The following is a 25155-nucleotide window of genomic DNA, read 5'->3' on the forward strand; positions in this document are numbered from 1 at the left end:
GACACATATTGAGATCGCTTTTTTAACAAGCTGGTTCTACTATAAGGAAGAATAAATAAACCCATAGTTGCGAATTTGTAGGAAATTCACTTATGTTGATGCACCTTACAGTTCAGCTATAGACCATTTTTCAGCCCAGCTTTAAAGTCATAAAATAAGTTGCTTATTCATCTATTGTTCATAAAAACAAAAAACTTGATTTCAGGATATCGCGCATGAATGACTTGCCCATACTCTCGATTGTTCCGGTTGAATTCCGTCTTGACCTGAAAGATCCGTTTATCTTTACTGCCCATCATATTGATCATTTTCCAGCAGCGAATGCCGAGATGGGGCCACAAACTGCGGCAAAAAATAAAGAATTCAATATGTACTATGGCGATGTCGTGCCCGGTTTTCCGGAACATCCGCATACCGGTTTTGAAACTATTACTCTGGTCGAGCAAGGCTATGTCGATCATTTCGACTCGCAGGGAAATGCTGGACGTTATGCGGCCGGTGATGTGCAATGGCTCAGTACCGGGAATGGTATTGAACACTGTGAAATGTTTCCTTTATTGCATGAAAATCAAGAGAATCCTTTTGAGCTGTTTCAGATCTGGTTTAATTCCTCCCCTGAACAAAAACAGCAAGATGCCAACTATAAAATGATGTGGCGTGAACATATCCCCCATGTGATTGAAAGCGATCTGGCAGGTCATAAATCAGATATTCGGGTCATTTCAGGCAGTTTTAAATCAACCGATGCGATTGCTCGCCCGCCACATTCCTGGGCCGCAGCCAGTGAAAATAAGGTGAATATTTATTTGATTACGTTAGAGCCACACGCAGAACTCACTATTCCTGCAAGCTCTGCGACTGCGACCCGGTTTGCCTATTTTTATCAGGGTAATAAATTGTGGATTGAAGATCAGGAAATTCAATTTAAACATCTGGTTGAGCTCAAACCGGATCAGGCAATCCAGTTAAAAGCAGGTGGACTGGAAGCACGGATTTTATGGCTGGAAGGTGAACCAATTGCTAAACCTGTTGCTATGCGTGGGCCTTTTGTCCTCAACACACAACAGGAACTAGATGATGCCTTCAAGCGCTATCGGGAAACCCATTTTGGTAGCTGGCCTTGGGATAGTGCTGCCCCAGTGTTTAAACGGACACAACCTCGCTTTGCCAGTTATGAAGGCGGCAAGCGAGAAGAATATCCTGAAACGGACGATTTATGATTTAATAAAACCTGACTTCAAGATGTAGCACCTATCATGCAACTGATTATTTTTACAGGCATTCAGGCTTCAGGTAAATCCAGCTTTTACCTGCTGAATCTGCACCATAGTCATTTGCGCATTAATCTGGATATGCTGAAAACCCGGCATCGGGAAAATATGATTTTTGAAGCAGGCCTCGCCTCTAAAACCAAGATGGTGATTGATAACACCAACCCGACTCAAGATGATCGTGCCCGATATATTCAACGCGCCAAAGCTGCTGGCTTTGAAGTGATTTGCTATTATTTTGAGACGGACTTGCACAGCACCTTAGAACGGAATAGCCTCCGGGTAGGTAAAGCCAATATTCCTGAAGTGGGTGTACGTGCCACCCATAAAAAGCTTGAAGTACCCAATTTGAATGAAGGTTTTGACGAAATTTTTAAGATAAGAATTATCGGCAATGGTGAGTTTTCCATGCTCCCCCTTTCCGAATAAATCGCTTAGTCTGCTTTTTGACTATTCTGCCACGTTTTAAATGCTGCCTGCATGGCTTGGCGCTCATAGGGTTTCACTGCCCGGCGCTCCATTTGTGAAAAATCGCCTTTATAGACCGAAGCCACCAGAGATTTTGCCAATTCCTGAATGCTGGCATGGCCGCGGTGTTCGTAGCCTTGGATTTCGTCTTGGCTTATTCTCAAGTCCCAGCAGGACACGACTGAACTCATATCCACAGCAATACTTAAGTAATAATGAGTGTCGTCGCGATAGAGTTCCCAAAAGTGCGGTTCATAGGCAATCAGGTTCATAAATTCTAAGCCAGCAAATGATTTGCTTTAGATTAAGAAAATGTCCGGATAAAATATATGCAACTTTAGATATTGTTGACCACCCATTTTCAAACATCCAAAAGCATTGAGAAAAAGAAACCTTGTTTAAGCAAAACTTTCATTAGATTTTTAAGCTAAACATTCTAATTAATAGTGAGTTTTCCATTTTCATAAAATATTTAATATTTTTATAGAAAAACATTAACCAGTTCTCATTTTTACGATAGGATGTACAAATAATAAATAGAAAGAAAACATTTTATATAATGAAAAAAATTGTTCTAGTGGTGGTCTGTTTAGTAACCCTGGCATATGGCGTATTCCATTTCATCATGCCTGAAAAAACTACACCCCGCTTAAATCAATTTTTTTCTCAACAAATAAAAGATGTTCAACTGATTCAAGACTGGCTCAAATACCGTCAACAGCAGCAATTGTTATTGGTTGATGTCATTCAACCGGTTAGCCAAAAACCGGCAGGCCCTTATGTTGAATACATCAAGCAACGAATTGAATTCAACCAGCAAAATATCCAACGTCTTAAGCTTAGTCACTATCGAAGCAAGGCATTTAAAGAAATTCAGCAACTTGAAATTCATGCTTTGCAGCAATGGAATAGTGTCCATCAAAGCAATATTGTGGATGCTTTTGAACAGCAACAACGCTTTCTAGAGCTTCCTATTACAGAGTTGGAACAACTTGATACTGAAGCACGTTATGTGCTTCAACAAAAAGAAATGAGCGTATTGCAACGACTTCAACAGTTGATCCAGCAAGACAGCGATTATGTTGCAGATATTGACCACAGCCTGCTTGGTGACTGGCTTGACTACCATTTGATGCAACATGAAATTCATCCCATCATTGTCGAATGGCAAAGTCCTTCCTCAACTGCACCACGTAGCCGTTCAGAAGCGTTTCAAGATTTACAACTGTATAAAAGTTTCTATCCAAATACAGATGAATATAAATACATTATGGCGCTTTCAACTCAGCTTTGGCATGTTGAATATCCCGCTTCATCCAATTTGGTCACAGCAAATCCTCGACCTATTTCATATGCTGACCAATCTGGAGAAGAAACTATCGTTCCGGAAGATGCACCCAAAGCTGAAAAATTAAAGCAACTGATTAAGCTACAAGATGACAAGGTGAGTGATCTGTTATTGGGTCAACTCAGACAGGCTTTCTTCAAAGATAACAAAAACTAGACTTTTGATTTAAGAAAATAGGTCAAACAGTTTTGATGAGATGTTTAAAGTGAATATTTTAAGGAATGGAGAATTTTCAATTATTCCCCCGATTTAATCATTTAAACATGAGAAGGCAAGATTAAACCTGCTGACTCTTCATACTTGAATGAGACCACTCTGTTGGTAGTATGCATATCTTGGACTAGCCCAGCAAAATCTTCAATTTTACGAATTTGAAAGATTTCTATTTTAGCTAAAAATCTTCTTAATTCATGATTGGTCAAACATAATTTTATACGGGAATCAAAACCCATCTTTACAATAAATAACTTCAGTTGAGGAGAAATCCAGTAAGCTAATTCCATAATATTTTTATATTTTTCTTCTAAGTATCCAAAAACTTCTTCAGAACAATTTACTTCAGATGCTCTCCATATAGGCTCGTTATGCGAGAGACGATTTCTGAAATTTCGAACTTCTTCTATCCTTCTACGAATTATATCCCTCTGATGAAACATTGGATTAGTACCTTCATACCTAGGAGGTTTAGTAAAAACTTTATAAAATCTACTTGGCCATAAAAAACTCTTATTACCACCATCATAAAACCCTTTGTCAAGTATATATTCCCAAGTAGAAAAATCCGTTTGAGCTATAATTTGATCTATATTTGGCTCTACATCTAATCCTTTATCCTTTAAGATCTTTTTTGCTTTCTTCTTTGCTGATTTTACATTCTCTTTAAATTTTCCAACCATCTCCGTATCTTTGAGATTACCATCCTGATCTAGTTCAGGTTTTGAGGGTAATGCATCAAACCATGGCGTTGCTGAGTAAGCCTGTAACCCTTGATTATTAATGGCATTACGTAATGCCACTTCAATAAGTTGAACTAATGGATAAAAGTTAGAAACAACATTTAAATGCCAAGCATAAGCGGCTAAAAGATCTTCAGACTCAATTCCTAATGATCTACTATAAGTAACTAATCGAGGATTAGAAATTAATTCGTGTACTTTAGAAAAATCCATATATTTGACAAAACCCTATGCATTCATTAATATGTATCTAACAGCTAGTATAAAGTTCTTCTCCCACAATCGGTGGTGCTAGGCGTTATACATCAAGCTAAAGTATTCAAAAAGGTTCTAGGTATTTATATCTAGAACCTTTTTTTGATTAAAAATTGATTATACATAAAAAAAACCACCCTTTCGGGTGGTTTTTCAATCTCGAACCGTCTCTTATTGAGCGCGGTTTTTGATTTTGCGGATCGTTTCCAACTGTGCAGCAGTTTCTGCAAGAGCAGCCAAAGCAGCAGCAGAGTCCAAGTCGCTCTTTTGATTTGCTAACAATTGTTCAGCATTTTTACGTGCTTCAACAATTGCAGCTTCATCCAAGTTTTCTGCACGGACTGCAGTATCTGCAAGAACCGTAACAACATGCGGTTGAACTTCTAAAACACCACCAGATACATAGATTAATTCTTCTGTACCGTTTTCAAGCAGAACGCGGATTGCGCCCGGCTTGAGCAAAGTTACTAGCGGAGCATGGCCAGGCATAATACCCAACTCACCGCCAGCACCTTTAGCAATTAGCATAGTTACAGTGCCTGAGTACAAAGACTCTTTAACACTTACAACGTCACATTGCATAGTTGACATGAGAATCTCCTAAATTAGGTAACTAATTAAAGTTTCTCAGCTTTAGCAATAACTTCGTCAATACCACCAACCATGTAGAACGCTTGTTCTGGAATGTGGTCGTATTCACCAGCTAGAAGACCTTTAAAGCCACGAATTGTTTCTTTAAGCGGTACAAGTTTACCAGGAGCACCAGTAAACACTTCAGCTACGTGGAACGGTTGAGAGAAGAAACGTTGGATCTTACGTGCACGGTATACAGTAAGTTTGTCTTCTTCTGCCAATTCGTCCATACCAAGAATCGCGATAATGTCTTTCAATTCTTTGTAACGTTGAAGAACGTTTTGAACTGAACGAGCAATTTCGTAATGCTCAGTACCAACTACAAGAGGATCTAGCTGACGTGAAGTAGAGTCAAGTGGATCGATCGCTGGGTAAATACCAGAAGATGCGATGTCACGGCTCAATACAACAGTCGCGTCCAAGTGAGCGAAGGTAGTAGCAGGCGATGGATCTGTTAAGTCATCGGCAGGTACGTATACCGCTTGGATTGACGTAATAGAACCAGACTTAGTAGATGTAATACGTTCTTGAAGAACACCCATCTCTTCTGCAAGAGTCGGTTGGTAACCTACTGCAGATGGCATACGACCTAGAAGTGCAGATACTTCGGTACCAGCCAATGTGTAACGGTAAATGTTGTCTACGAACAACAATACGTCACGGCCTTTACCGTTTTCATCTTTTTCGTCACGGAAGTATTCAGCCATGGTCAAACCAGTTAACGCTACGCGTAAACGGTTACCCGGTGGCTCATTCATCTGACCGTAGACCATTGCTACTTTGTCAAGAACGTTAGAATCTTTCATCTCGTGATAGAAGTCATTACCTTCACGAGTACGTTCACCAACACCAGCAAACACAGATAAACCTGAGTGAGCTTTAGCGATGTTGTTGATCAATTCCATCATGTTTACAGTTTTACCAACACCGGCACCACCGAACAGACCAACTTTACCACCTTTAGCAAACGGGCAAAGTAAGTCAATTACTTTAATACCAGTTTCTAAAAGGTCAGTAGAAGCTGCTTGTTCAGCATAAGAAGGTGCTTGACGGTGAATCGGCAAACGCGCTTCAGTCGCAACTGGACCAGCTTCGTCGATAGGGCGACCAAGAACGTCCATGATACGACCTAAACATGCTGTACCTACAGGTACAGAGATAGGTGCGCCAGTGTTAGTTACGTTAAGACCACGTTTAAGGCCTTCAGTAGAACCCATTGCGATGGTACGAACTACACCATCACCAAGTTGTTGCTGAACTTCTAAAGTAGTTTCAGTACCGTCAACTTGGAGAGCGTCATAGATCTTAGGAACGCTATTACGTTCAAACTCGACGTCGATAACCGCGCCGATGATCTGAATGATACGACCGCTACTCATTGCTGTCTCCTCAATTCAAACTAATAATGTTAAACGGCAGCGGCACCACCAACGATCTCAGAAATTTCCTGAGTAATCGCGGCTTGACGCAGCTTGTTATAAATAAGTTGTAGGCTCTTGATGAGGTCGCCTGCGTTGTCAGTTGCAGCTTTCATTGCAACCATACGAGCAGACTGCTCACACGCGATGTTTTCAATCACGCCTTGATAAACCATAGACTCGATGTAACGAACCAATAAGCCATTTAACAGCTCTTCAGCTTCTGGCTCATAGATGTAGTCCCAACCGTATTGACGGTTTAGACCATCGTTTTCTTCAGCAGCTGCTAAAGGAACAAGTTGTTCGATCTTTTGATTTTGAGTCATGGCGTTAACAAAGCCGTTTGACACTAGATAAATACGATCTAACTCGCCTTTATCATAAGCATCCAACATCACCTGTACAGAACCAGTTAACTGTTCAAGACTCGGCGCATCACCTACACTTGTAGTCGCACCCAGCACTTTACCGCCGTAGTTTTTAAAAAACGAAACCGCTTTTTGACCAATTAAAGCAAATTGAACTTCAATTGACTGCTCTTGTTGCTGTTGAACGTGTTTTACCACTTTCTTGAACAGGTTAATGTTCAAACCACCAGCAAGGCCACGATCTGAAGACACAATGATATAGCCAACGCGCTTAACAGGACGTTCAACCATATAACGGTGTTTGTATTCAGGGTTCGCTTGTACCAAATGAGCAATTACACGGTGCATATTTTCGGCATACGGACGGCCTTGAGCCATGCGCTCTTGCGCACGACGCATCTTAGAAGCTGCTACCATTTGCATCGCGCGAGTAATCTTTTGCGTGCTCTTGATACTAGCTACTTTGGCGCGAATTTCTTTTAAATTTGCCATACGCTTAACCTAGTATTCGAAAGCTCTTTCGAGCTTCCGAAGGTTGATCCGTGAACCAAACCAACACTAAATTCAACAAAGTTGAAACTTAGTAAGTTTGAGTCGCTTTAAAGCTTTCAATACCTGCTTTGAATGCTGCTTCGATATCTTTATCCCAAGCACCAGTCTCGTCAATTTTTTGCATTAACGCAGCTTGTTCTGAACGGAAGTAAGAAACTAACGCGGCATCAAATGCAACGATTTTCTTCACTTCTACGTCAGCCATGTAGCCTTCGTTAGATGCGTAAATTGAAACAGCTTGGTCAGCGATTGAATATGGAGCATATTGTTTTTGCTTCATTAACTCAGTTACGCGTTGACCGTGTTCAAGTTGCTTACGAGTTGCTTCGTCAAGGTCAGAAGCAAACTGAGCGAACGCTGCAAGTTCACGATATTGAGCCAAAGCGGTACGGATACCACCAGACAATTTTTTGATGATCTTAGTTTGAGCAGAACCACCAACACGAGATACAGAGATACCCGCGTTCACAGCAGGACGAATACCCGCGTTGAATAATGATGTTTCAAGGAAGATCTGACCATCAGTAATCGAAATTACGTTCGTTGGTACGAATGCAGATACGTCACCCGCTTGAGTTTCAATAATCGGCAATGCAGTTAATGAACCAGTTTGGCCTTTAACTTCACCGTTAGTGAATTTCTCAACGTAGTCAGCAGATACACGAGAAGCACGTTCAAGTAGACGACTATGAAGATAGAATACGTCACCTGGATACGCTTCACGACCTGGTGGACGGCGTAAAAGCAATGAAATTTGACGATACGCAACAGCTTGTTTAGACAAGTCATCATAAATGATAAGCGCGTCTTCACCACGGTCACGGAAGTATTCACCCATTGTACAGCCAGAGTACGGAGCTAGATACAGCATTGCTGCTGGATCAGCTGCAGCTGCTGCTACAACAGTTGTATACGCCATAGCGCCAGTTTCTTCCAGCTTGCGTACTACGTTAGCGATAGTCGATTGTTTTTGACCAATTGCTACGTATACACATTTAATGCCAGAGTTTTTCTGAGCGATGATCGCATCGATCGCCATTGCTGTTTTACCAGTTTGACGGTCACCAATGATCAACTCACGTTGACCACGGCCTACTGGGATCATTGTATCTACTGATTTATAACCAGTTTGTACAGGTTGATCCACTGATTGACGCCAAATTACGCCTGGTGCTACTTTTTCAACAGCATCAGTTAATTTTGCATCAATAGGGCCTTTACCATCAATCGGGTTACCCAAAGCATCTACTACACGGCCTAAAAGTTCTGGACCAACCGGAACTTCTAATACACGACCTGTGCAACGAGCTTTTTGACCTTCTTGAAGGCTTAAGTAGTTACCTAAAACAACGACGCCCACTGAATCCTGTTCTAGGTTCAGTGCCATACCAAATAAGCCGCCGTCGAATTCGATCATTTCACCGTACATTGCATCAGCAAGGCCGTGAATACGCACAATACCGTCGGAAACCATAACAATGGTCCCTTCGTTCTTAGCGGTCGCGCTGGTGTCCAGATCGCCGATACGCTGTTTAATGAGCGCACTGATCTCGGATGGATTCAGTTGTTGCATTGCGCTATACCTCAATCTTTTTAAAGTTCAGTCTTCTTTTACGCAGTAATTTTTTATCAATAATTACGCAAGAAGACGAGTCCGCATTTTTTCAAGCTTGTTAAGCGCAGAATCATCTATCACTTGGTCGCCTGCACGAATAACTACACCAGCAATTAGTTCTGGTTTAACTTCTACAGAAACATTTACCGCAGCGTTAAAGCGTTTTTTCAACGCATCTGCAAGTACTTGTTCTTGTGTAGAAGACAATGGGAATGCAGATTCAATCACTACATCCACAGTGTTGTTATTCTGTGATTTGAGCTGTTCGTATTCAGCTTCAATTTCAGGAAGAAGAGTCAAACGGTCATTTTCAGCAAGCAATGTCAAAAAGTTTGACACTGCTGCGGTTTGATCTTCACCTAAAACTTTGGCAAAAACACTTACCTGCTCTGCAGGAGTAAGCTCAGGGCGATTTAAGTAAGCTGAAAATGCTTCGTCTTGCACCGCAGCACTGAGCAAATTCAATGCATTTGACCAAAAGTCAGTTGCATTTTGCTCAGAAGCGTAAGCAAATGCTGCTTTAGCGTATGGGCGTGCCAACGTCAAGAGTTCAGCCATAATCCGCCTCTCTTAAAGTTTAGCAGCCAGCTGAGTCAGCATGGCATTGTGAGCTTCTGCGTCAACTTGCTGGGTCAGAATTTTTTCTGCACCAGTAACTGCAAGAGCAGCAACTTGTTGACGTAATTCTTCGCGGGCAGCATTGATTTCAGTATCAACAGCTTCTTTAGCCTGTTGACGAATACGCTCACCTTCAGCAGCTGCTTGAGTACGCGCTTCTTCTACCAGTTGCGCACCGCGACGGTTCGCTTGTTCGATCAATTGAGCCGCTTGTGCTTTAGCTGCATCTAATTCAGCTTTCACTTGAGCTTGCGCATCGGCAAGGTCAGCTTTCGCTTTTTCAGCAGCGTTTAAGCCATCAGCGATTTTACGCTGACGCTCACTAATCGCATTGATTAGTGGTGGCCATACAAACTTCATGCAGAATGCGACGAAAATCGCAAATGCAATCGCTTGGCCAATCAATGTGAGGTTGATATTCATTGCTATTCCTCAATGGTTTAATTTAGGAATTAAGCTGATTAACCTACAAATGGATTAGCGAAGATGAAGAACAAGCCAATACCAACACCGATCATAGGCACAGCATCAAGAAGACCCGCGATTAAGAACATACGAGTTTGAAGTTGTGGAGCCAATTCTGGTTGACGAGCTACAGCTTCAAGGAAACGGCCGCCTAAAAGACCAAAACCAATCGCAGTACCTAAAGCACCAAAAGCGATCAAGATAGCAGATGCAATTGCAACTAGACCTAAAGTGAGTTCCATGATAATTCCTCAGAGGTTAGGTATATACCAAATTAAAGTAAAAAATTAAGCCCAACCATCGGTTGATAGTCAGGCAATACCATTAATGTTTTTCGCTAGCCATACTCAAGTATACGATAGTCAGCATCATGAAAATGAATGCTTGTAACGTAATAACAAGAATGTGGAAGATCGCCCAAGGCACAGACAACGCCCACTGGATCCAGAACGGTAATAACGCGATCAGGATGAAGATTAACTCACCTGCATACATGTTACCGAAAAGTCGTAGAGCCAATGAAACTGGACGTGCAAGGAATGTTACGAGTTCCAGAATCAAGTTCACTGGAATGAGCAACGCTTTTGCAACTGGGTTACTTGGGTTAAATGGGTTGAGTGCTAACTCGCCGACGAAACCGCCGATGCCCTTTTCACGAATGCTATAGAACAAGATAAGTACAAATACAGACAATGACATACCAAGGGTAACGTTAGGGTCAGTAGATGGAACGATCTTGAAGTAAACGTGGTGCGGGTCCATACCAAATACGTTTGAACCAATAATTCCTGCAAGATGCGGGATGAAATCTACCGGAAGTAAATCCATCGCGTTCATGAGGAAAATCCACACAAAAATTGTGAGGGCTAAAGGCGCAATTAAGCGTGATTTGCCATGGAAAGTGTCGCGGACACTTGAGTCAACAAACTCGATGATCATTTCGATTGCAGACTGGAACTTGGTAGGAACACCAGCATTTGCAGCTTTCGCTACTAACCAGAACAACAAACAGAAAACCACACCGAGAGTGATAGACCAACCCATTGAATCCAAGTGAATAGCAGTGAACCCCATCTGTTGAGCTTCATCAGCAGTCTCAGCCAATTTCCAAGAACCATCAGGCATTTTGCCATAGGTTAAATTGGTCAAGTGATGCTTGATGTACTCGGTCGAAGTAAGGGCATGTTCTTCAGCAGCCATAAATCACACCTGGTCAATGTCAAATACTAAATAGAGAGAACGAACATCGCGTGCTGCCTGATATCTCGTTCTTCTCCTAAAAAACTTTTCAATTTTTTGTTGTGTTTAAACTCATTTCTGGAGTCGTGACGCCCAAAAAGGTGCGACCCACGTCATCGTCTGAACAAGTATAAATCCACAAAACAATGCCACCGCTGACAACGGTTTGACATTGCTTAAAATTAAAATGAAACCAACAATCACAATTGCAAATTTGCCCATTAAGCCTCTATACATGTTCGACAGAACCTGTTTTGAAGCTCGCGCACCTGCTGCTCGAAACGATTGCCAAGAAAAATAACAACTTGCAAGCCAACACACCAACGCACCAAGTGCGGCACTGTAGGCTGCAGTTGAGTCTTTCACGACCCACGCAATCAAGGCTGAAACAGGAATCATGCATGCTTGTAAAATGACTAAAGCTTTCGCTAATCGTCGATCAATCATGCGACTAGTTCGGCTCATTATTTATTCACTCACAGCATTCATGCTTGACAAATTTAGCTGATGATCGTTTTTAATCGCAGGCATTATAGAGTTACACCCCTGAACATGCAATCTTTTCCCGACCTAAGTCGGATTTTTTTCATTGCATAAATCGCTTTTGAACTCATCAATTGTTGCTTAATTTTTGCATCATTTTCGTGCGTTTTGTACACATTTATAGCTTTGATCGGCCAGTTTCTTCCACGCCAGCACAAAGTCCCCTTCCCTGCCCATGCTTTCATCGACCGCCTGAAAGGTAACCGGATTCAATTTTTGGTACTGGTTTTTGCTGGCATGACCTTCTGCCAAAAGGCACATATTGCGCGCTGGACGGCTGTCATTTAAGTATTTAATTTGGGCCAGTGTAGGTGCCACATGGGGATCATCAGTCAATGCACCGGCAAACTTCAGGTTTAAAGCACGTTCCAGATACTGATACGCATCATGATATGACCAGTAAGGTTTGGCTGTAGCCTGGCTATTGTATTGTTGTGCGCTGAGCAACATCTCTTGTGCAAAGCGTTTGGCATTGGCCCAGTAAGCGTCTTTATGTTCAGGGAATTGTTGAGAACGCAGTGCTGCTATAAAAAAGCCGATGCGCACCGCATTGTTGGGATCGAGCCAAACGTGGGTATCTACCGTATTGTTCAACGCCACACCACGGGTAGTACGCTGAGGCAGCGTTTGCACAATACCAGAATCTAAAATCGCAATCGCTTTGGGAGTATCGGACAACAGTTTATTCAATGGGGCTTCATGTGCCTTACCTAGCCAGATCACCAAAGAGGCATCCAGAATGGCTTTGCGATGCGCTGGAGTCAGGGTAATGTCATGTCCAGACTGATCTCCCAACAAAAGCACAGGCTTCTCCACGCCCTGAGTCACTTCCTGAGCAATCAGATAAATTGGATGCGTAGAAACCACCAGACTTTGTGTCCAGCCAAAGCTACTGAATAAGGCTAGCGCACAAAATGCAAAGAAACGGGACATAGAAGAAAATCACCAAATACTCAATAAGTGTTATAATATAACAAATCGACAAAAATACCTATGCCTGATCGAAACTGTAGGTGCTTCATGTTAAGATTTAATGTCCTTTGATTTTTATAAATTTCGTACTTGAGGTTTTGCTATGAGCTTATGTTCGCACGAACATCACAATGCATTACATGGCGTACATGACCATCATAATATAGCAACACGTCTTGCTGAAGCAGAAAGTCTCTGTACCTCTGCAGGTGCACGTTTAACCCCATTACGTAAAGAAGTGCTGGAACTGATTTTAAATGCCACTGGCCCCATGGGCGCCTATGACTTGCTGGCCAAAATCAAGAGCGAGTCTGACCGTCCTGCTGCACCGCCAACGGTGTATCGTACTTTGGACTTTTTACTGGAAAAAGGTTTAATCCATCGTTTAACTTCGATTAATGCCTATATACCCTGTTGTCATCCGCGCGAAGGACATCAAGCGGCATTTTTAATCTGTACGGCTTGCAAGAAAGTAAAAGAAGCCTCGGCTCAGGGTTTATTAACACAATTAGATGAACTTTCAGCCTCCGATCAATTTACTGCACATCACAGTATCATTGAAATTTCTGGGATATGTCAGCAGTGCCGCAACAAACAGTAACTACCAATCCTCTGATTGCTTTAGACAAAATCAGTGTTCGGATTGACGAACGTGACATCTTAAAGAATGTAGATTTCGCCTTGCATGAGCGAGAAATTGTCACGCTGATCGGTCCGAACGGTGCGGGCAAATCTACCCTGATTAAAGTGCTTTTGGGAATTGTGAAAGCCAATTCAGGTAAAATTCATAGCCATAAAAAACTCAAATTCTCTTATGTACCGCAAAAGTTTAATCCATCGCATAGCCTACCTTTACGGGTGCAGGATTTATTGGCCTTAGAACACTGCGATGCGGATATCAAAGCAGAAATTATTCGTGATACCGGTATTACCAAATTACAGGATTGTAAAGTTCAGCAGCTTTCAGGCGGTGAACGACAACGGGTGTTATTGGCACGCGCTTTACTGCGCCAGCCCGATGTACTGGTACTGGATGAACCGATGCAAGGCTTGGACATTCAGTCTGAAGCAGAATTGTATGAATATGTCAGAAGCTTGCCGATCAAGTATGGCTGTGCCGTGTTGATGGTATCGCATGACTTGCAATGGGTCATGCAAGGCACCCATCGCGTGGTGTGTCTGAACAAGCACATCTGCTGTAGCGGCTTGCCGGAAAGCGTGCAGCAGCATCCGGAATATCAGGCCATTTTTGGCACCAACCGCGTGTTTTATCAACATCATCATGACCATTGCGCACATGGTGATAGTGCGGCTCCGTGTCAGCACGATGCTCGTCCACATATTCACCCTGAACCGGAAGCTTAAGCCATGATGGAATGGTTACAACTCTTGTTACCTGCATGGACCATGGGAACGCTATTGGTGTTTCTGACTGCTCCGCTGGGCTGTTTGATGTTATGGCGACGGATGTCCTTTTTTGCCGATACCATGGCGCATGGCACTCTATTGGGTGTTGCTATTGCCGGAGCTTTGAGTTTGCCTTTGTGGTTAGGCGTGAGCTTTTTAGCTTTTTTATTGGTAGCCATTTTATGGGTATTGCATGATCCACGCTTGCCCAACGATGCCTTGCTGGCTTTATGTTCAGCAACCCTGCTCTGCTCAGGCTTGCTGTTTATTCAGCATATTCCAAGCTTAAGACCGGAACTGCTCAGTTACCTGTTTGGTGATCTGCTGCAAATTTCCTGGTCAGACTTGCCGATGTTTGCCATCGTCATTATTGCGGCTTTGGCGGTGTTGTATAAAAACTGGAAAGCACAGATTCAAATCGCGATTGATCCGGACATGGCAGTCAGTGAAGGTGTAAACGCAAAATGGCAACGCTTGGTGTTTATGCTGCTGCTGGCACTCTTTACCGTATTGGCTTTACGTGCCGTCGGTTCTTTGCTGATGGGTGCTTTACTGGTGATTCCTGCGTTAACAGCGCGGCTCTTAGCGAATTCACCTAAACAGATGGTGGTGTGGGCTTTTGTGATTGCACAATGTGGCATCAGTGTCGGTTTATGGTCCAGTGCAGGTTTAGATACTTCCACCGGTTTAACCATTGTACTGACCATGGCAATTTTGTTTGCTGTGATTTTTGCAGTGCAGAAAGTGAAGAAGATGGCTTAAATTTAGATTTCATAAAAAACTGCCCATAGGTAGTTTTTTATGAACTCAAAAATCGATATAAGCCTACAAATTTAAAAATAAAAAGTTACGATATGGATATTTCTGATTTTAAATTATTCGCACCCTATAACCTTTGGGCTACACAGAAACTGATAGCACATTTGGCTCAAGTATCTGATGAAGATTTTTTTAAAGATTGCCTTAGAATAAAATTTATTGATACACAAAGCTTCATCCAGCTCATACAAATGAATTAAAAGGAAATATGGATGCGTTTATTAATAATTCTTTTAGGATTAATCACTGCATTATGGGGCTTAACTCAATATCTTGTGCAAAGAAAATTAGATCAATTTGTACTATTACAACCAGTCAAACAAAACGATTTAATCGAATATGAAAAAATAAAAAAGTTAAATATTGGATTAACCAGTCTGCCAAATGATGATATAGAAGATGGCGTTCGTAATTTACTAAGATACTATTTGCGCAATAAAATCTCTGGGGCAAATGATGAAGGCCAACGTTTATGGGCAGCCTCTCTAGTACAACAATTACAAGATGCTAAAGCCAAAGGAAATTGTGAGGCTATTGCATATTATGACGAGCAGCTAGCAGACAGTAAAACAATTCAGTCACTATTAACACCGATGACACAGCAACAAGCGGCACATGCTATTTCATACATTATTACCCATAAAAAAGAAAATAACAGTACTTGCCCTTATGGGACTTGCACTGTTCAACAACCTAAAGAATGGGAAATTGTAGAAAGAAGGATGATTGAAGAATTTGGACCTGATGTAAGATTATTCAATCAAGGACTGAATGAAAAAAACAAAAATAAACAATGTGATTTAAAAATTCGTCTTTTTGAGAATATCTTAGCTTTACCACTAAAACAGCGTGCTGCAGTTCTGCATTGGTTCTTTGTCAACTCAACGGCAAATAGAGTTGCAATATTTTAAATAAAATATTGCGTAAATAACCATTAAAGAAGGCTCGATTTTTAAAGTTACTGATGCACCAGACTCAGTAATCCCGCGGCACAGCTAAACAACACGGCAAAAGTCCGGTTCATATATTTTTGCTGTTTCGGCGATTTTAATAAACGTAAAACCTTGGCGGCAAATCCGGTATAGCCCGCCATCACGATCAGATCAATGGTGATCATGGTTGCAGCCATCACCACATACTGAATCCACTGCGGTTTAGACAGGTCCAAAAACTGAGGTAATACCGCAAGTAAAAACACAATCGCTTTTGGATTACTCATATTGACTAAAAAGCCATGCAAAACCAGTTTAGGAATCGATTTATTCGGTTGTTCCTGCTGAATCTCAATCGACTGAGTCGGTGCTTTCCATTGCAAATAAGCCAAATACAATAAATAACCCACACCAAACCATTTCACCAGCAGAAAAGCCCAAGGTGTCGTTGCAAAAAGCACCCCTACCCCAGCAGCCACAATTCCGATTTGTAGCAATAATGCGAGTTGTAAACCTAAAGCATTCCAGTAGCCACGGCGGAAGCCATAATTCAAACCACTGGACATGGATGCAATCGCCCCTGCACCCGGTGAAATACTGATGACCCAACAAGCCAGCATATACGCCAGCCAAACCTGGTAAGACATAAAATACAAGGAGATAAAAAGACCGGCTCATTATATGACTTTTCACACTTATAAAGCGTTAAAAATCCACGATCAAAATAAAACTTTGGACTATTCACCCAAGCAGTGATGAGGCACAATAAAGCCAGCCACGTATTTTATAAAAAATTGTTAGGAGCCATGTATGACTGCCCAATCTGTAATTTTACCGTTACCTTCAGATCATGCCCGGTTTATTGTTTTACGTTTAAAAGATTTAACGATTGAAGAGTTAAAAGAAAAACTTGAAGATTTATTTACTACACGTGATCGTTTAATCACCCAGCATCCCAATGCCCAGATTAAAATAGGGGTAGCTTTTGGTCCTGAACTTTGGGCAAAAATCTATAATCAAATTCCTGCTGGCTTTAAACAGTTAGAACCGATCCAAGGTTCATTTCAAATGCCTGTTGTTCCAGCCGATCTTCTGATTCATATTGCCAGTGCTCGTGCCGACATTTGCTTTGCTTTAAGTCAATCTTTCTTTGAAGGGATTCAAGATAAAGTTGAAGTGCTGGATGAACGGGTATGTTTCCGTTATTTCGATGGGCGTGACATTACCGGTTTTATCGATGGTACTGAAAATCCGCAATTCCCGGATGACCGTGCCGAAGTTGCTTTACTGGGTGAAGATGCCGGCATTTTTGCAGATGGCTCTTTTGTCTTTGCGCAGCGCTATGCACATAACCTGGAAAAATGGAAAAAATTAAAAGTAGATGCGCAAGAAAATGTAATGGGTCGAACCAAGTTAGAGTCTATTGAACTGGATGATGAAGTTAAACCTGAAAATGCCCATATTGCTCGTGTTGTAATTGAGGATGAAGAAGGCGAAGAAATGGAAATTTTACGTCATTCTCTTCCTTATGGTGAAGGTCGGGGTGACCAAGGTTTATTCTTTATTGCCTATACCAAAAACTTAAGCATTATCGATCATATGTTGGAACATATGTTTGGCACAGCTGGTGACGGTATTCATGACCGCTTGCTTCACTTTGTAACACCAATGGATGGGGCTTATTACTTTGCGCCGAGTGAAGAGTTATTGGAAGAGGTTTTGGAAGGGTAAAATAAAAAAGCCGACGAGAGTCGGCCTTTTATTTGTATAGTATTTTATCAACTATACAAATGACATCAGTATAGTGATAAATAGAATCTGCTGAATATAAGTCTTTACAAATAATTTTAGCAGGTTTTTTATATACAATCTTAAACTTTCTATCCATATAATTTAATTGAATCTTTTTTATATTTTTTAAATTTAGGTCTTCATCTGGAATATAAATATTTTGAGGATTTTTTAAACTTATTACATCATATTTTATAGTTTTATTTTGTTCATTCTCAAATTTTTCAACTTGAATTTGACCTATATAACTATTTTGCTCCAAAGCAAATACTTTTGAACAAAATAAAAAAGAAATTAAAATCAATTTTAAATTCATAATAATCAGCTCAATTAAATTTTTTAGAATTTATTAAATTCCCATCTAAATCCCACTCTTTCCAAACACCAATTTTTTTTCCTTCCCTGTAATTACCATCATAAATAAAAACTTCTGGTTTTATTGTATATTTTTCATAACAACGACCATTTTCTTTACCTAAGTGATAATAGCATTCACCTAATAAAATTCCGTTTTCACTCCAATTTTTAAAGAAACCATCAAGTTGGCCATTTTTATAAGTCATTTCTTCTTTTAGATTTCCATTTTCATACCAAGTTTTCCAAATCCCATTCTCTATATTATTACTATAATTTGTTATCGCTAATTTATTACCTGATTCATACCAAATTATTCTTTTACCTTCTCGAGGAGAATATTTTTGATGATTACTTTCATTAAATACATAATTCTTTTTACCATCTACAAGCCAATAAGGATCCGTCTGCTTTGCTCCAGAGATATAGAAGTCCTGCACTAGATATTTACTATTTCCCTTCTGCTTTAAAAGCTCTCTATAATATTTAGCCTCATTTTTATTTGTTATAATTTGACCGCTATCTTCTGCATCAGTCATATAAAGAATTATCTGAGGCTGTTTATTTTTTTTGGCTGCGTCTTTGTAATTATTAGTATTCTCAGAAACACTTTTAGTTTCTCCTGAACAACCTAGTAACCCAATAAACAAAAAAATAAAAAATATCTTGCATCTAAAAAAATTAAATTGCATTCTTACCTCGTTCCATTTCCAGTTTTTACTGTTTTCAGCCCTAAAAGATTGTAAACCTCATCTACAGACATTTTTTTTTCTAATTTTTGAGTTTTAGCAAATTCATAATATGCTTTAGGCACATAGAACCTAAATGATGCAATATTCTTATCTACAATAGTAATTTGATCATCTTGATTGCCGCCGATCATAATAAATCTTCCATTTTCTTTATCCAAGCTATATACAAATGCTACATGTCCAACCCCATTAGTAGCATCTGCACTAGCTCCTTTAGAAGTTGGTATTGTTGCTAATGCACCAAAGATAGGAGCCGGAATCTTTACAAAATTTTTATTATCCCTTCTAAAGCTAAGGGCGCTAGCTGGCTGATATGATTTAGCAAATTTAGCCTCTTGCAAACAATAATTGGCAAATGATGCACACCAAGCCTGTTTACTGCCAACCATAGTATTCAGCTTATTACCTGTTAATTGATGATAATTATCAATTTTAGTTATAGTGCTTTCTTTTTTTCCATACCATTGTTTTATTTCTCTCAATACAATAGGCATCCATGGCGCCTCCTTATTATTTAAAGGTAATATTGCTAGAGCTTCTCCTTTTCCATTTTTTGATCTTTTTATATCAACTACTTGAGATAAAATTTCCGTATCCTTCGAAGCTAAATGGGTATTCGATGTACTAGACTGATTAGAACTCTCAGCAACATTAAATGTTTGATTGGTATTAGGAATATTTACATTTTCCCCTATTCTAATTAATATTTTATCTTTTATTTGCGGATTTGCCTTTAAAAAATCGTTTTCAGAAATTTTAAATGTTTTACAAATTTTATAGACAGAATCATTTTGTCTCACTTTATATGTTTTTAATATGCTATATGAGTTATTCGATAGGTCCTGATGAGCATAATCCCCTATAGTTAAAATTTGACCAGGAAAAACTTGATTTGGGTTTTTCAATCGATTCCATGTCTCAATTTCATGAGTTGTTACACGAAACCTTTTTGCAATTTTTGTTAAGTTATCACCGCTTGCAACTGTATATTTAAATACTTTATTATCTGATGTAGCACTTATACCATTCTGTGATATCAACTTAGTAGTATATCGAATAGAGCGATTAATGAGAGTAACAGCTTGAGATTCCAGTGAAGTTATAACCTCTCCAATTACCTGATCTACCCCATTAACAAATGTAGAAAAGATAATTTTTTCACCTACTATTATGTGAGGAATTAAAGGTAAATTACCTAGACTGTTTGTTTTTAGCTCCTTTCTTTCCCCTCCAATTGTAACTGTAATTTTTTGTTTAGATAAAGGTTGAGTACCATCTGTAACATTTACAACCGTTGTATTAACTAATTTTTCTTTCTGTGTATTTAACTGTCCATTAAATCCTTCTTTTTCTTGCATAGCATCCATTAATTTTTCTAATTGACTCTCATCTAAATTGGATATTAATGTTGCCCGCTGAATGGATGTTTCTCTTACTAGAAAATTAATATACTCTTCTGTGTTATTCTCATTAGGAGGAGCATAAATATATATTGCATCTTTTAAACTATATTGATTATATTTTCTTCTTAAAAGTGCTTTTTTCTCAGCTCTACCTGTAGAATAACTTTCAAAAATTACAAATTTTCCACTTTTCGTATCACCTATACCTATTTGCCCATGATATTTCCCATTAGATTTTGGTCTCATATTACCTGGATTATTAAAACGCCAGGCTATAGTTCCTCCACTTCTTAGTAAAATACTTCCATTATCTGATACATACTGAACAGTTAAATTCGACTTATCATGTATTGCTTTTATAAATTTAGACATATGAACCTACTTATTATTCATTATTAATTTTACAAAATCTAAATCTATAAAATTAAAATCTTCATCAGTCTCATGAAATTTTGGATATAAATTAAAAGAATTAATTTCACAAAAATCATCTATATTATTTTCATTTTTAATTTTTTGTATATCAATTTTCCAGTTATCATTCCCAACAACTAATTCAATATTATCTGCACTTTCACTATATACCCTTGGTAATTTAGATTGATTTATAATTCCACTATACAACAACTCTCCACTTTCCTTATTAATCATTTTATATTTTTGATTCAAAATACCCATTAAATCAAAATTTATATCATTACCAAATGGAGCAAATCGAATACTATATTTATTTCTATCTAAATGAGGCAAATCATATTTTTCTATATTTATAATGGAGCCACTATTAAACATATGCTGCCCCGCCTTACTTTCAAACTTGCCACCCGTAGTCGTAAAAACCCCTTCTCCATTAATCTTTAACTGTGAACCACCCGCTGTCAGTACAATCTCTTTCGGGCTGGTCAACTCAATCTTATCTTCGGTAGAAATCAGCTTGATCACCTTACGGGCAATCGCTTCAATGGCATCATCCTGTGCTTGAAGTTCGACTTTGCCTTTCGCCGCATATGCACTAAATCCCTTTTGCGCTGCAAATAAACTGATCTTGTCTTGAGCATGGGCAATGAATGATGTTTGCGTGGAGAAATTAATCGCATCGCCAGCAGTTTGACTGATCTGCCCATCCGCTGAAAAGTGTAAATTTTCATTCGTTACACAGGCTATGGAGTTGGGGGCTGCCAGAATCATTAAAGCCTGTTTAAAAGCATTGGCTTTAGCTTCATCGATGTGTTCCATATGCTCAAGGAAATGCTTTAAATTATCTAAAACAGTGAGTGAGTCTGTTTGCTGATTTTTCGCTACATCACTCAAGATTTTTGAATGATTGAAACTATTTTCAAGCTGACGTTTGGCCTGATGGACATCCAAATGATGACCTGTCGCGGTATTTTGTTTGTGTGTGGAAATGAGCAAACCATCACCCGCCCGAACCGCTCCCCATTGATCCGTCCTTAACTCAAAACCTTCACCGCGGCCCTCACTGGTTTCGGCAGCTTTTGGATGGCTGAGATGACCCAAATTCAGCTGACTTGCCCCATGACTACTCTGCAATTGGGTACTGATCTGTCCAGTGGTGTCATCAAAACGGAGTTGGTTAAAACCCGAACCAGCCACTTCCTGCGAACGTATACCACTGAGCTTTTTGGTATCCGGTAACTGGCCTTGAATATCAAACATGGTCTGATGGCGTTCCGCTTCATGAATCCGCCCTACCACAAAAGGCCGGTCAACATCACCTTCAAAGAAGTCAATCACCACGATTTCACCAATGCGCGGATGAAAACGCGCGCCATAACCTTCACCTGCCCATGGGGTGAGTACGTCTACCCAAGCAGAATCACTGTCATTGTCATTGCTTCCGGCTCCGCCATCATGTCCATGATCCTCATTACGGGTAAACATAAAGCGAACCTTAATCCGGCCCCACTGATCGACATAAATGCTTTCACCTTCCGGACCGACCACTTTGGCACGTTGCGGATAGGCCGCAGGCCGATGTATCAGGGGGTTGTATTCAGGAACCACGACAACATTGCGTCGCACCAGATAAAGCTCATTCGCCTGTCGTTCATCTCCCTGATGTTGCCAACGGCTTAAACTCAATARAGYGTCCAGCTGGCGCAGCATGTCTTTAGGTAAATTATTCTGGTTATAAAAAGATTTACCTAAAATCAAGAATTCTTTATCTGCACCTGAATGCTGGTCAATTTCAGGATGACCAAATAATTCAAACCAGTAGCCTACATGGGCATCACGCACGCTACTTTGCGCAGTGAAATATTTGGCCTGCAAATCCTGATATTGGCTCAGTTGCCGATTCAGTTTTTCTAATTGCTGACTGCCTGCAGTGGTCGCCTGATCCACACCRGTTAAATCCGCTGTCCACGCTGGGCTAATACTCCATACCTGTTCCAGACTTAAGCTTGCGTTGTCGTGCAAATCACTATGCTGATGATTGCTTAACTGGTAATTGGCCTGATCTTGAGACAGGTAATGTGCTTGCCAACGCTGCACCTGAACGACGGTCGACTGCAAAYRACGTTCGGCAATAAAACTGGTGATGCTATCAAAAGCTTCTGTGGCATGACTGCGATGAAAGCGCACCGATCTTCTTTTTAAGGCATTCAACTGATGATTTTCATCAATTAAGCATAATTTTTGCGCTTGTATTGCTGCTACTGAGCTGGCAACGACATGCTCGGCTTCATCAATCAGCCAATTGATGCCTTCACTGCGCCACAGTCGGGTTAAAAACTCATAGTCTGTTTCATTGGCCTGCATCACAAAAGGACGCACATCATATTCTCTGTTTAGGCCTTGCATATTTAAACTGAGGCTGGCTGCAAACAAGCTACTTTTCGCTTGCCATTCCTTAAACAGAATTTCGCTGATATCCCGTACACTTTTGTTGATAAATACGCGGCTGTTACGGCGCTTGTGCCACAGTGCAGTTGCATCTTCAATGCTCAGTTTATACAGGGTAAATGCACCATCACTTTGGCCTTGACTGGCGGCAGTAATTACCCCAGTCATCCGGGACAATTCACCTGAATCCGTCACCTGATCCACAGCCACCTGTCCGCCAATAAATTGTTTTAGCGGAATATGGGCATGGGTCGACAGGCACATCAGTTCAGCTTTTAAGCCCTGATTGATGCGATGTTGCCCTTCAATGCGTTGTATAAAGACCTGGGAATTCAGCAATTCATTGGAAAACTGGATGTGCAGGGCGCGCTTTTGCAAACTCAAGCCCATACTGTCCATCAGCGTATGGATATTTTTAAACATCATGATTTATTATTTTTATAGGATTATTTTAATTTGAAACGCATTCTAGAAAATGTTGTTTTTTTAGTCCAGTAGGTTTTTTGTTAATTCAGTCAAATAAGCCAGCGATTCAAGTGATAGAATCCCCTGCTTAAGCAGATTTAGACCAAATATTAAACATATTTACTCTTCATTCAGCATGTTGAACTTTTTTAATACGTGAATAAACGGTAATATCCGCTACAATTAAATATTCTGCGACTTGCTGATTAAAGGATTTTGTTTAATGTCAGATCAGAACGATAAGCTTAAACAACTCAAAACCTCTTCCATGGATCGACGCTTATCTATCGCTAAAGCCTCCTTACTCGCAGGAACGCGTTGGGCTGCTTCTAGTGCAACCACCATATTTTCAAGCGAAGCAGAAAAAGAAAAGAAACGTAAAAAAGCCATGAAAGAACAAGCTGATTATCTTGTTTCTGAAATTGGAAAATTAAAAGGCTCGATTGTGAAAATCGGGCAAATGATGGCTCTGTATGGCGAGCATTTCTTACCCGAAGAAATCACTCAAGCCCTCAATACCTTAAATAACCAAACGGTTGCACTTGCATGGCCTGCAATCAAAACACATTTGGAACAGCAGTTAGGCAATAAACTGCATGACTTAACTATAGACCATGAACCTTTGGGTACTGCCTCTTTGGCGCAAGTACATCGTGCCACACGCAATTCAGACGGTTTGGAAATTGTATTAAAAATCCAGTATCCGGGTGTGGCAGATGCGATTGATTCAGATATGAGCTTGTTTAAAAATATGCTCAAACTGACCCGTATGGTGCCGCAAACCCGTGAATTTGATCAGTGGTTTGATGAAGTTCGTGAAATGATGCATCGTGAAGTCAATTATAAGATTGAAGCCGCTACCACTCGCCGCTTTGCCGAACGTTTAAAAGATGATCCTCGTTATATCGTCCCGCAAATTGTGGATGAGTATTGTACCGATCAAGTGCTGTGCATGACTTTTGAACGTGGAGTACCAATCAATAGCCCGGTGATGCTGTCTCTTCCTCAAGAACGCCGCAATCAGTTAGGCGAAGCCTCGCTTGAGATTGCCGTTCGTGAGATCTTTGAATGGGGCGAAATGCAAACCGATCCAAACTTTGGCAATTATCTGGTGCGTCTGGGCGATGGTGCTGAAAACGAAGATAAAATTGTGTTGCTCGATTTTGGCGCGATTCGCCAATTCGATGAACGCTTACTCAAGGTAGCACGAAATCTGATTCAGGCCGGATATAATCATAATATTGACCAAATGGTCGATGCCATGACCGGCTATGAATTCTTTGATTCAATCCCGCAAAGCATCAAGCCAGATATGGCAAAAGTGTTTTTATTAGCTACAGAAGCCTTTAGCACCCTTATAAACAATCCAGACTTGCCTGAAGGTGTGATGGATGACAATCAACGCTATGACTGGAAAAAAAGCCAGTTACATAGTCGGGTCATGCAACGTGCTTCCAAATCGATGGCATCACGTTATTTCAGTGTTCCACCGAAAGAATTTATGTTTATTAGTCGTAAATTCATCGGTGCTTATACCTTCATGACCGTGATTGATGCAAAAACCAATGTACGAAAAATGGTGGCAAAGTTTTTATAATATATGCTGACTAGAATGCGTTTATGTCATTCTAGTCAATTTTCACTTT

The 25155-nt window shown here is 40.3% G+C and carries 26 protein-coding genes; 9 read left to right on the forward strand and 17 right to left on the reverse strand.

The window, feature by feature from the left end; all coding sequences use genetic code 11:
• Window positions 1–215 precede the first annotated feature (215 nt).
• Both B9T26_RS14210 and B9T26_RS14215 read left to right on the forward strand, forming a co-directional pair.
• Entirely contained in the window at window positions 216–1220 is a 1005-nt protein-coding gene (locus tag B9T26_RS14210) for a pirin family protein (protein ID WP_086200314.1), read from the forward strand.
• A gap of 36 nt (window positions 1221–1256) precedes the next feature.
• Entirely contained in the window at window positions 1257–1700 is a 444-nt protein-coding gene (locus B9T26_RS14215) for an AAA family ATPase (protein ID WP_086200315.1), read from the forward strand.
• A gap of 5 nt (window positions 1701–1705) precedes the next feature.
• Here B9T26_RS14215 and B9T26_RS14220 read toward each other — a convergent pair whose 3' ends face one another.
• The gene (locus B9T26_RS14220; protein WP_086200316.1) at window positions 1706–2011 is read right to left on the reverse strand and encodes a hypothetical protein; all 306 of its coding nucleotides are present in this window, start codon (window positions 2009–2011) and stop codon (window positions 1706–1708) included.
• 287 nt (window positions 2012–2298) lie between these two features.
• Between B9T26_RS14220 and B9T26_RS14225 the strand changes: the two genes are divergently transcribed.
• Window positions 2299–3243, forward strand: a complete 945-nt coding sequence (locus tag B9T26_RS14225) for a hypothetical protein (protein ID WP_086200317.1) — start codon at window positions 2299–2301, stop codon at window positions 3241–3243.
• A 101-nt stretch (window positions 3244–3344) separates the two neighbouring features.
• On the opposite strand, the gene B9T26_RS14230 is transcribed toward B9T26_RS14225, so the two are convergent.
• From B9T26_RS14230 to B9T26_RS14280, 11 genes are all read right to left on the reverse strand, one after another.
• Window positions 3345–4256: an Abi family protein gene (locus B9T26_RS14230; RefSeq protein ID WP_086200318.1), complete on the reverse strand. Its 912-nt coding sequence runs from the start codon at window positions 4254–4256 to the stop codon at window positions 3345–3347.
• A gap of 213 nt (window positions 4257–4469) precedes the next feature.
• Complete coding sequence (locus tag B9T26_RS14235) at window positions 4470–4889, reverse strand: F0F1 ATP synthase subunit epsilon (RefSeq protein ID WP_086200319.1); 420 nt, start codon at window positions 4887–4889, stop codon at window positions 4470–4472.
• 26 nt (window positions 4890–4915) lie between these two features.
• Entirely contained in the window at window positions 4916–6310 is a 1395-nt protein-coding gene (atpD, locus tag B9T26_RS14240) for a F0F1 ATP synthase subunit beta (protein WP_086176471.1), read from the reverse strand.
• Window positions 6311–6339: 29 nt separating this feature from the next.
• The gene (gene atpG / locus B9T26_RS14245) at window positions 6340–7209 is read right to left on the reverse strand and encodes a F0F1 ATP synthase subunit gamma (RefSeq protein WP_086200320.1); all 870 of its coding nucleotides are present in this window, start codon (window positions 7207–7209) and stop codon (window positions 6340–6342) included.
• An 88-nt stretch (window positions 7210–7297) separates the two neighbouring features.
• On the reverse strand, window positions 7298–8842 hold the full coding sequence (gene atpA, locus B9T26_RS14250; protein WP_086200321.1) for a F0F1 ATP synthase subunit alpha: 1545 nt from the start codon (window positions 8840–8842) through the stop codon (window positions 7298–7300).
• Window positions 8843–8905: 63 nt separating this feature from the next.
• Window positions 8906–9442, reverse strand: a complete 537-nt coding sequence (locus B9T26_RS14255) for a F0F1 ATP synthase subunit delta (protein WP_086200322.1) — start codon at window positions 9440–9442, stop codon at window positions 8906–8908.
• A 12-nt stretch (window positions 9443–9454) separates the two neighbouring features.
• Complete coding sequence (locus tag B9T26_RS14260) at window positions 9455–9925, reverse strand: F0F1 ATP synthase subunit B (protein ID WP_086200323.1); 471 nt, start codon at window positions 9923–9925, stop codon at window positions 9455–9457.
• A 38-nt stretch (window positions 9926–9963) separates the two neighbouring features.
• Window positions 9964–10209: a F0F1 ATP synthase subunit C gene (gene atpE, locus B9T26_RS14265; RefSeq protein WP_000424060.1), complete on the reverse strand. Its 246-nt coding sequence runs from the start codon at window positions 10207–10209 to the stop codon at window positions 9964–9966.
• Window positions 10210–10291: 82 nt separating this feature from the next.
• Complete coding sequence (atpB, locus tag B9T26_RS14270; RefSeq protein ID WP_086176476.1) at window positions 10292–11167, reverse strand: F0F1 ATP synthase subunit A; 876 nt, start codon at window positions 11165–11167, stop codon at window positions 10292–10294.
• A 111-nt stretch (window positions 11168–11278) separates the two neighbouring features.
• Window positions 11279–11671: an ATP synthase subunit I gene (locus tag B9T26_RS14275; protein ID WP_086176477.1), complete on the reverse strand. Its 393-nt coding sequence runs from the start codon at window positions 11669–11671 to the stop codon at window positions 11279–11281.
• Between the two features lie 171 nt (window positions 11672–11842).
• Complete coding sequence (locus B9T26_RS14280) at window positions 11843–12682, reverse strand: metal ABC transporter solute-binding protein, Zn/Mn family (RefSeq protein ID WP_086200324.1); 840 nt, start codon at window positions 12680–12682, stop codon at window positions 11843–11845.
• Between the two features lie 142 nt (window positions 12683–12824).
• On the opposite strand from B9T26_RS14280, the gene B9T26_RS14285 reads away from it, so the two are divergent.
• From B9T26_RS14285 to B9T26_RS14300, 4 genes are all read left to right on the forward strand, one after another.
• A complete protein-coding gene (locus B9T26_RS14285) occupies window positions 12825–13322 on the forward strand; it encodes a transcriptional repressor (protein WP_086200325.1) in 498 nt (165 codons plus the stop codon).
• Window positions 13295–14086 (forward strand): zinc ABC transporter ATP-binding protein ZnuC, encoded by a 792-nt coding sequence (gene znuC / locus B9T26_RS14290; protein ID WP_086200326.1) that lies wholly within the window; start codon window positions 13295–13297, stop codon window positions 14084–14086. Before B9T26_RS14285 ends, znuC begins: the two co-directional genes overlap by 28 nt.
• A 3-nt stretch (window positions 14087–14089) precedes the next feature.
• Window positions 14090–14890 carry a zinc ABC transporter permease subunit ZnuB gene (gene znuB, locus B9T26_RS14295; protein ID WP_086200327.1) on the forward strand — a complete coding sequence of 267 codons (801 nt, stop codon included), beginning with the start codon at window positions 14090–14092 and terminating at the stop codon, window positions 14888–14890.
• 269 nt (window positions 14891–15159) lie between these two features.
• Complete coding sequence (locus tag B9T26_RS14300) at window positions 15160–15858, forward strand: hypothetical protein (RefSeq protein ID WP_086200328.1); 699 nt, start codon at window positions 15160–15162, stop codon at window positions 15856–15858.
• 47 nt (window positions 15859–15905) lie between these two features.
• Here the strand turns inward: B9T26_RS14300 and B9T26_RS14305 are convergent, their stop codons facing one another.
• Window positions 15906–16526: a LysE family transporter gene (locus B9T26_RS14305; protein WP_086200329.1), complete on the reverse strand. Its 621-nt coding sequence runs from the start codon at window positions 16524–16526 to the stop codon at window positions 15906–15908.
• Window positions 16527–16689: 163 nt separating this feature from the next.
• Here B9T26_RS14305 and B9T26_RS14310 point away from each other — a divergent pair, with 163 nt between their 5' ends.
• A complete protein-coding gene (locus B9T26_RS14310; protein WP_086200330.1) occupies window positions 16690–17610 on the forward strand; it encodes a Dyp-type peroxidase in 921 nt (306 codons plus the stop codon).
• A 28-nt stretch (window positions 17611–17638) separates the two neighbouring features.
• Here the strand turns inward: B9T26_RS14310 and B9T26_RS14315 are convergent, their stop codons facing one another.
• The 4 genes from B9T26_RS14315 to B9T26_RS14330 are packed head-to-tail and all read right to left on the reverse strand — an operon-like array spanning window position 17639 to window position 23467.
• A complete protein-coding gene (locus B9T26_RS14315; protein WP_227518818.1) occupies window positions 17639–17986 on the reverse strand; it encodes a hypothetical protein in 348 nt (115 codons plus the stop codon).
• Window positions 17987–17996: 10 nt separating this feature from the next.
• A complete protein-coding gene (locus B9T26_RS14320) occupies window positions 17997–18716 on the reverse strand; it encodes a toxin-antitoxin system YwqK family antitoxin (RefSeq protein ID WP_086200332.1) in 720 nt (239 codons plus the stop codon).
• A 2-nt stretch (window positions 18717–18718) separates the two neighbouring features.
• Window positions 18719–20551 carry a LysM peptidoglycan-binding domain-containing protein gene (locus tag B9T26_RS14325; protein ID WP_086200333.1) on the reverse strand — a complete coding sequence of 611 codons (1833 nt, stop codon included), beginning with the start codon at window positions 20549–20551 and terminating at the stop codon, window positions 18719–18721.
• Between the two features lie 6 nt (window positions 20552–20557).
• Window positions 20558–23467, reverse strand: a complete 2910-nt coding sequence (locus B9T26_RS14330) for a type VI secretion system Vgr family protein (protein ID WP_086200334.1) — start codon at window positions 23465–23467, stop codon at window positions 20558–20560.
• A gap of 265 nt (window positions 23468–23732) precedes the next feature.
• On the opposite strand from B9T26_RS14330, the gene B9T26_RS14335 reads away from it, so the two are divergent.
• Window positions 23733–25106 carry an ABC1 kinase family protein gene (locus tag B9T26_RS14335; protein ID WP_086200335.1) on the forward strand — a complete coding sequence of 458 codons (1374 nt, stop codon included), beginning with the start codon at window positions 23733–23735 and terminating at the stop codon, window positions 25104–25106.
• The last annotated feature ends 49 nt before the right edge of the window (window positions 25107–25155 follow it).

It is taken from the genome of Acinetobacter sp. ANC 4169 (assembly GCF_002135355.1).
Taxonomy (GTDB): Bacteria; Pseudomonadota; Gammaproteobacteria; order Pseudomonadales; family Moraxellaceae; genus Acinetobacter.

Coding starts and splice junctions, on each gene's coding strand:
- atpA (WP_086200321.1), bottom strand. CDS start 8,842: ATGCAACAACTGAATCCATCCGAGATCAGTGCGCTCATTAAACAGCGT.
- B9T26_RS14310 (WP_086200330.1), top strand. CDS start 16,690: ATGACTGCCCAATCTGTAATTTTACCGTTACCTTCAGATCATGCCCGG.
- B9T26_RS14225 (WP_086200317.1), top strand. CDS start 2,299: ATGAAAAAAATTGTTCTAGTGGTGGTCTGTTTAGTAACCCTGGCATAT.
- znuC (WP_086200326.1), top strand. CDS start 13,295: ATGTCAGCAGTGCCGCAACAAACAGTAACTACCAATCCTCTGATTGCT.
- B9T26_RS14215 (WP_086200315.1), top strand. CDS start 1,257: ATGCAACTGATTATTTTTACAGGCATTCAGGCTTCAGGTAAATCCAGC.
- B9T26_RS14260 (WP_086200323.1), bottom strand. CDS start 9,925: ATGAATATCAACCTCACATTGATTGGCCAAGCGATTGCATTTGCGATT.
- B9T26_RS14300 (WP_086200328.1), top strand. CDS start 15,160: ATGCGTTTATTAATAATTCTTTTAGGATTAATCACTGCATTATGGGGC.
- atpD (WP_086176471.1), bottom strand. CDS start 6,310: ATGAGTAGCGGTCGTATCATTCAGATCATCGGCGCGGTTATCGACGTC.
- znuB (WP_086200327.1), top strand. CDS start 14,090: ATGATGGAATGGTTACAACTCTTGTTACCTGCATGGACCATGGGAACG.
- atpB (WP_086176476.1), bottom strand. CDS start 11,167: ATGGCTGCTGAAGAACATGCCCTTACTTCGACCGAGTACATCAAGCAT.
- B9T26_RS14305 (WP_086200329.1), bottom strand. CDS start 16,526: ATGTCTTACCAGGTTTGGCTGGCGTATATGCTGGCTTGTTGGGTCATC.
- B9T26_RS14285 (WP_086200325.1), top strand. CDS start 12,825: ATGAGCTTATGTTCGCACGAACATCACAATGCATTACATGGCGTACAT.
- B9T26_RS14320 (WP_086200332.1), bottom strand. CDS start 18,716: ATGCAATTTAATTTTTTTAGATGCAAGATATTTTTTATTTTTTTGTTT.
- B9T26_RS14235 (WP_086200319.1), bottom strand. CDS start 4,889: ATGTCAACTATGCAATGTGACGTTGTAAGTGTTAAAGAGTCTTTGTAC.
- B9T26_RS14335 (WP_086200335.1), top strand. CDS start 23,733: ATGTCAGATCAGAACGATAAGCTTAAACAACTCAAAACCTCTTCCATG.
- B9T26_RS14275 (WP_086176477.1), bottom strand. CDS start 11,671: ATGAGCCGAACTAGTCGCATGATTGATCGACGATTAGCGAAAGCTTTA.
- B9T26_RS14280 (WP_086200324.1), bottom strand. CDS start 12,682: ATGTCCCGTTTCTTTGCATTTTGTGCGCTAGCCTTATTCAGTAGCTTT.
- B9T26_RS14255 (WP_086200322.1), bottom strand. CDS start 9,442: ATGGCTGAACTCTTGACGTTGGCACGCCCATACGCTAAAGCAGCATTT.
- B9T26_RS14230 (WP_086200318.1), bottom strand. CDS start 4,256: ATGGATTTTTCTAAAGTACACGAATTAATTTCTAATCCTCGATTAGTT.
- B9T26_RS14315 (WP_227518818.1), bottom strand. CDS start 17,986: ATGAATTTAAAATTGATTTTAATTTCTTTTTTATTTTGTTCAAAAGTA.
- B9T26_RS14325 (WP_086200333.1), bottom strand. CDS start 20,551: ATGTCTAAATTTATAAAAGCAATACATGATAAGTCGAATTTAACTGTT.
- atpE (WP_000424060.1), bottom strand. CDS start 10,209: ATGGAACTCACTTTAGGTCTAGTTGCAATTGCATCTGCTATCTTGATC.
- B9T26_RS14210 (WP_086200314.1), top strand. CDS start 216: ATGAATGACTTGCCCATACTCTCGATTGTTCCGGTTGAATTCCGTCTT.
- atpG (WP_086200320.1), bottom strand. CDS start 7,209: ATGGCAAATTTAAAAGAAATTCGCGCCAAAGTAGCTAGTATCAAGAGC.
- B9T26_RS14220 (WP_086200316.1), bottom strand. CDS start 2,011: ATGAACCTGATTGCCTATGAACCGCACTTTTGGGAACTCTATCGCGAC.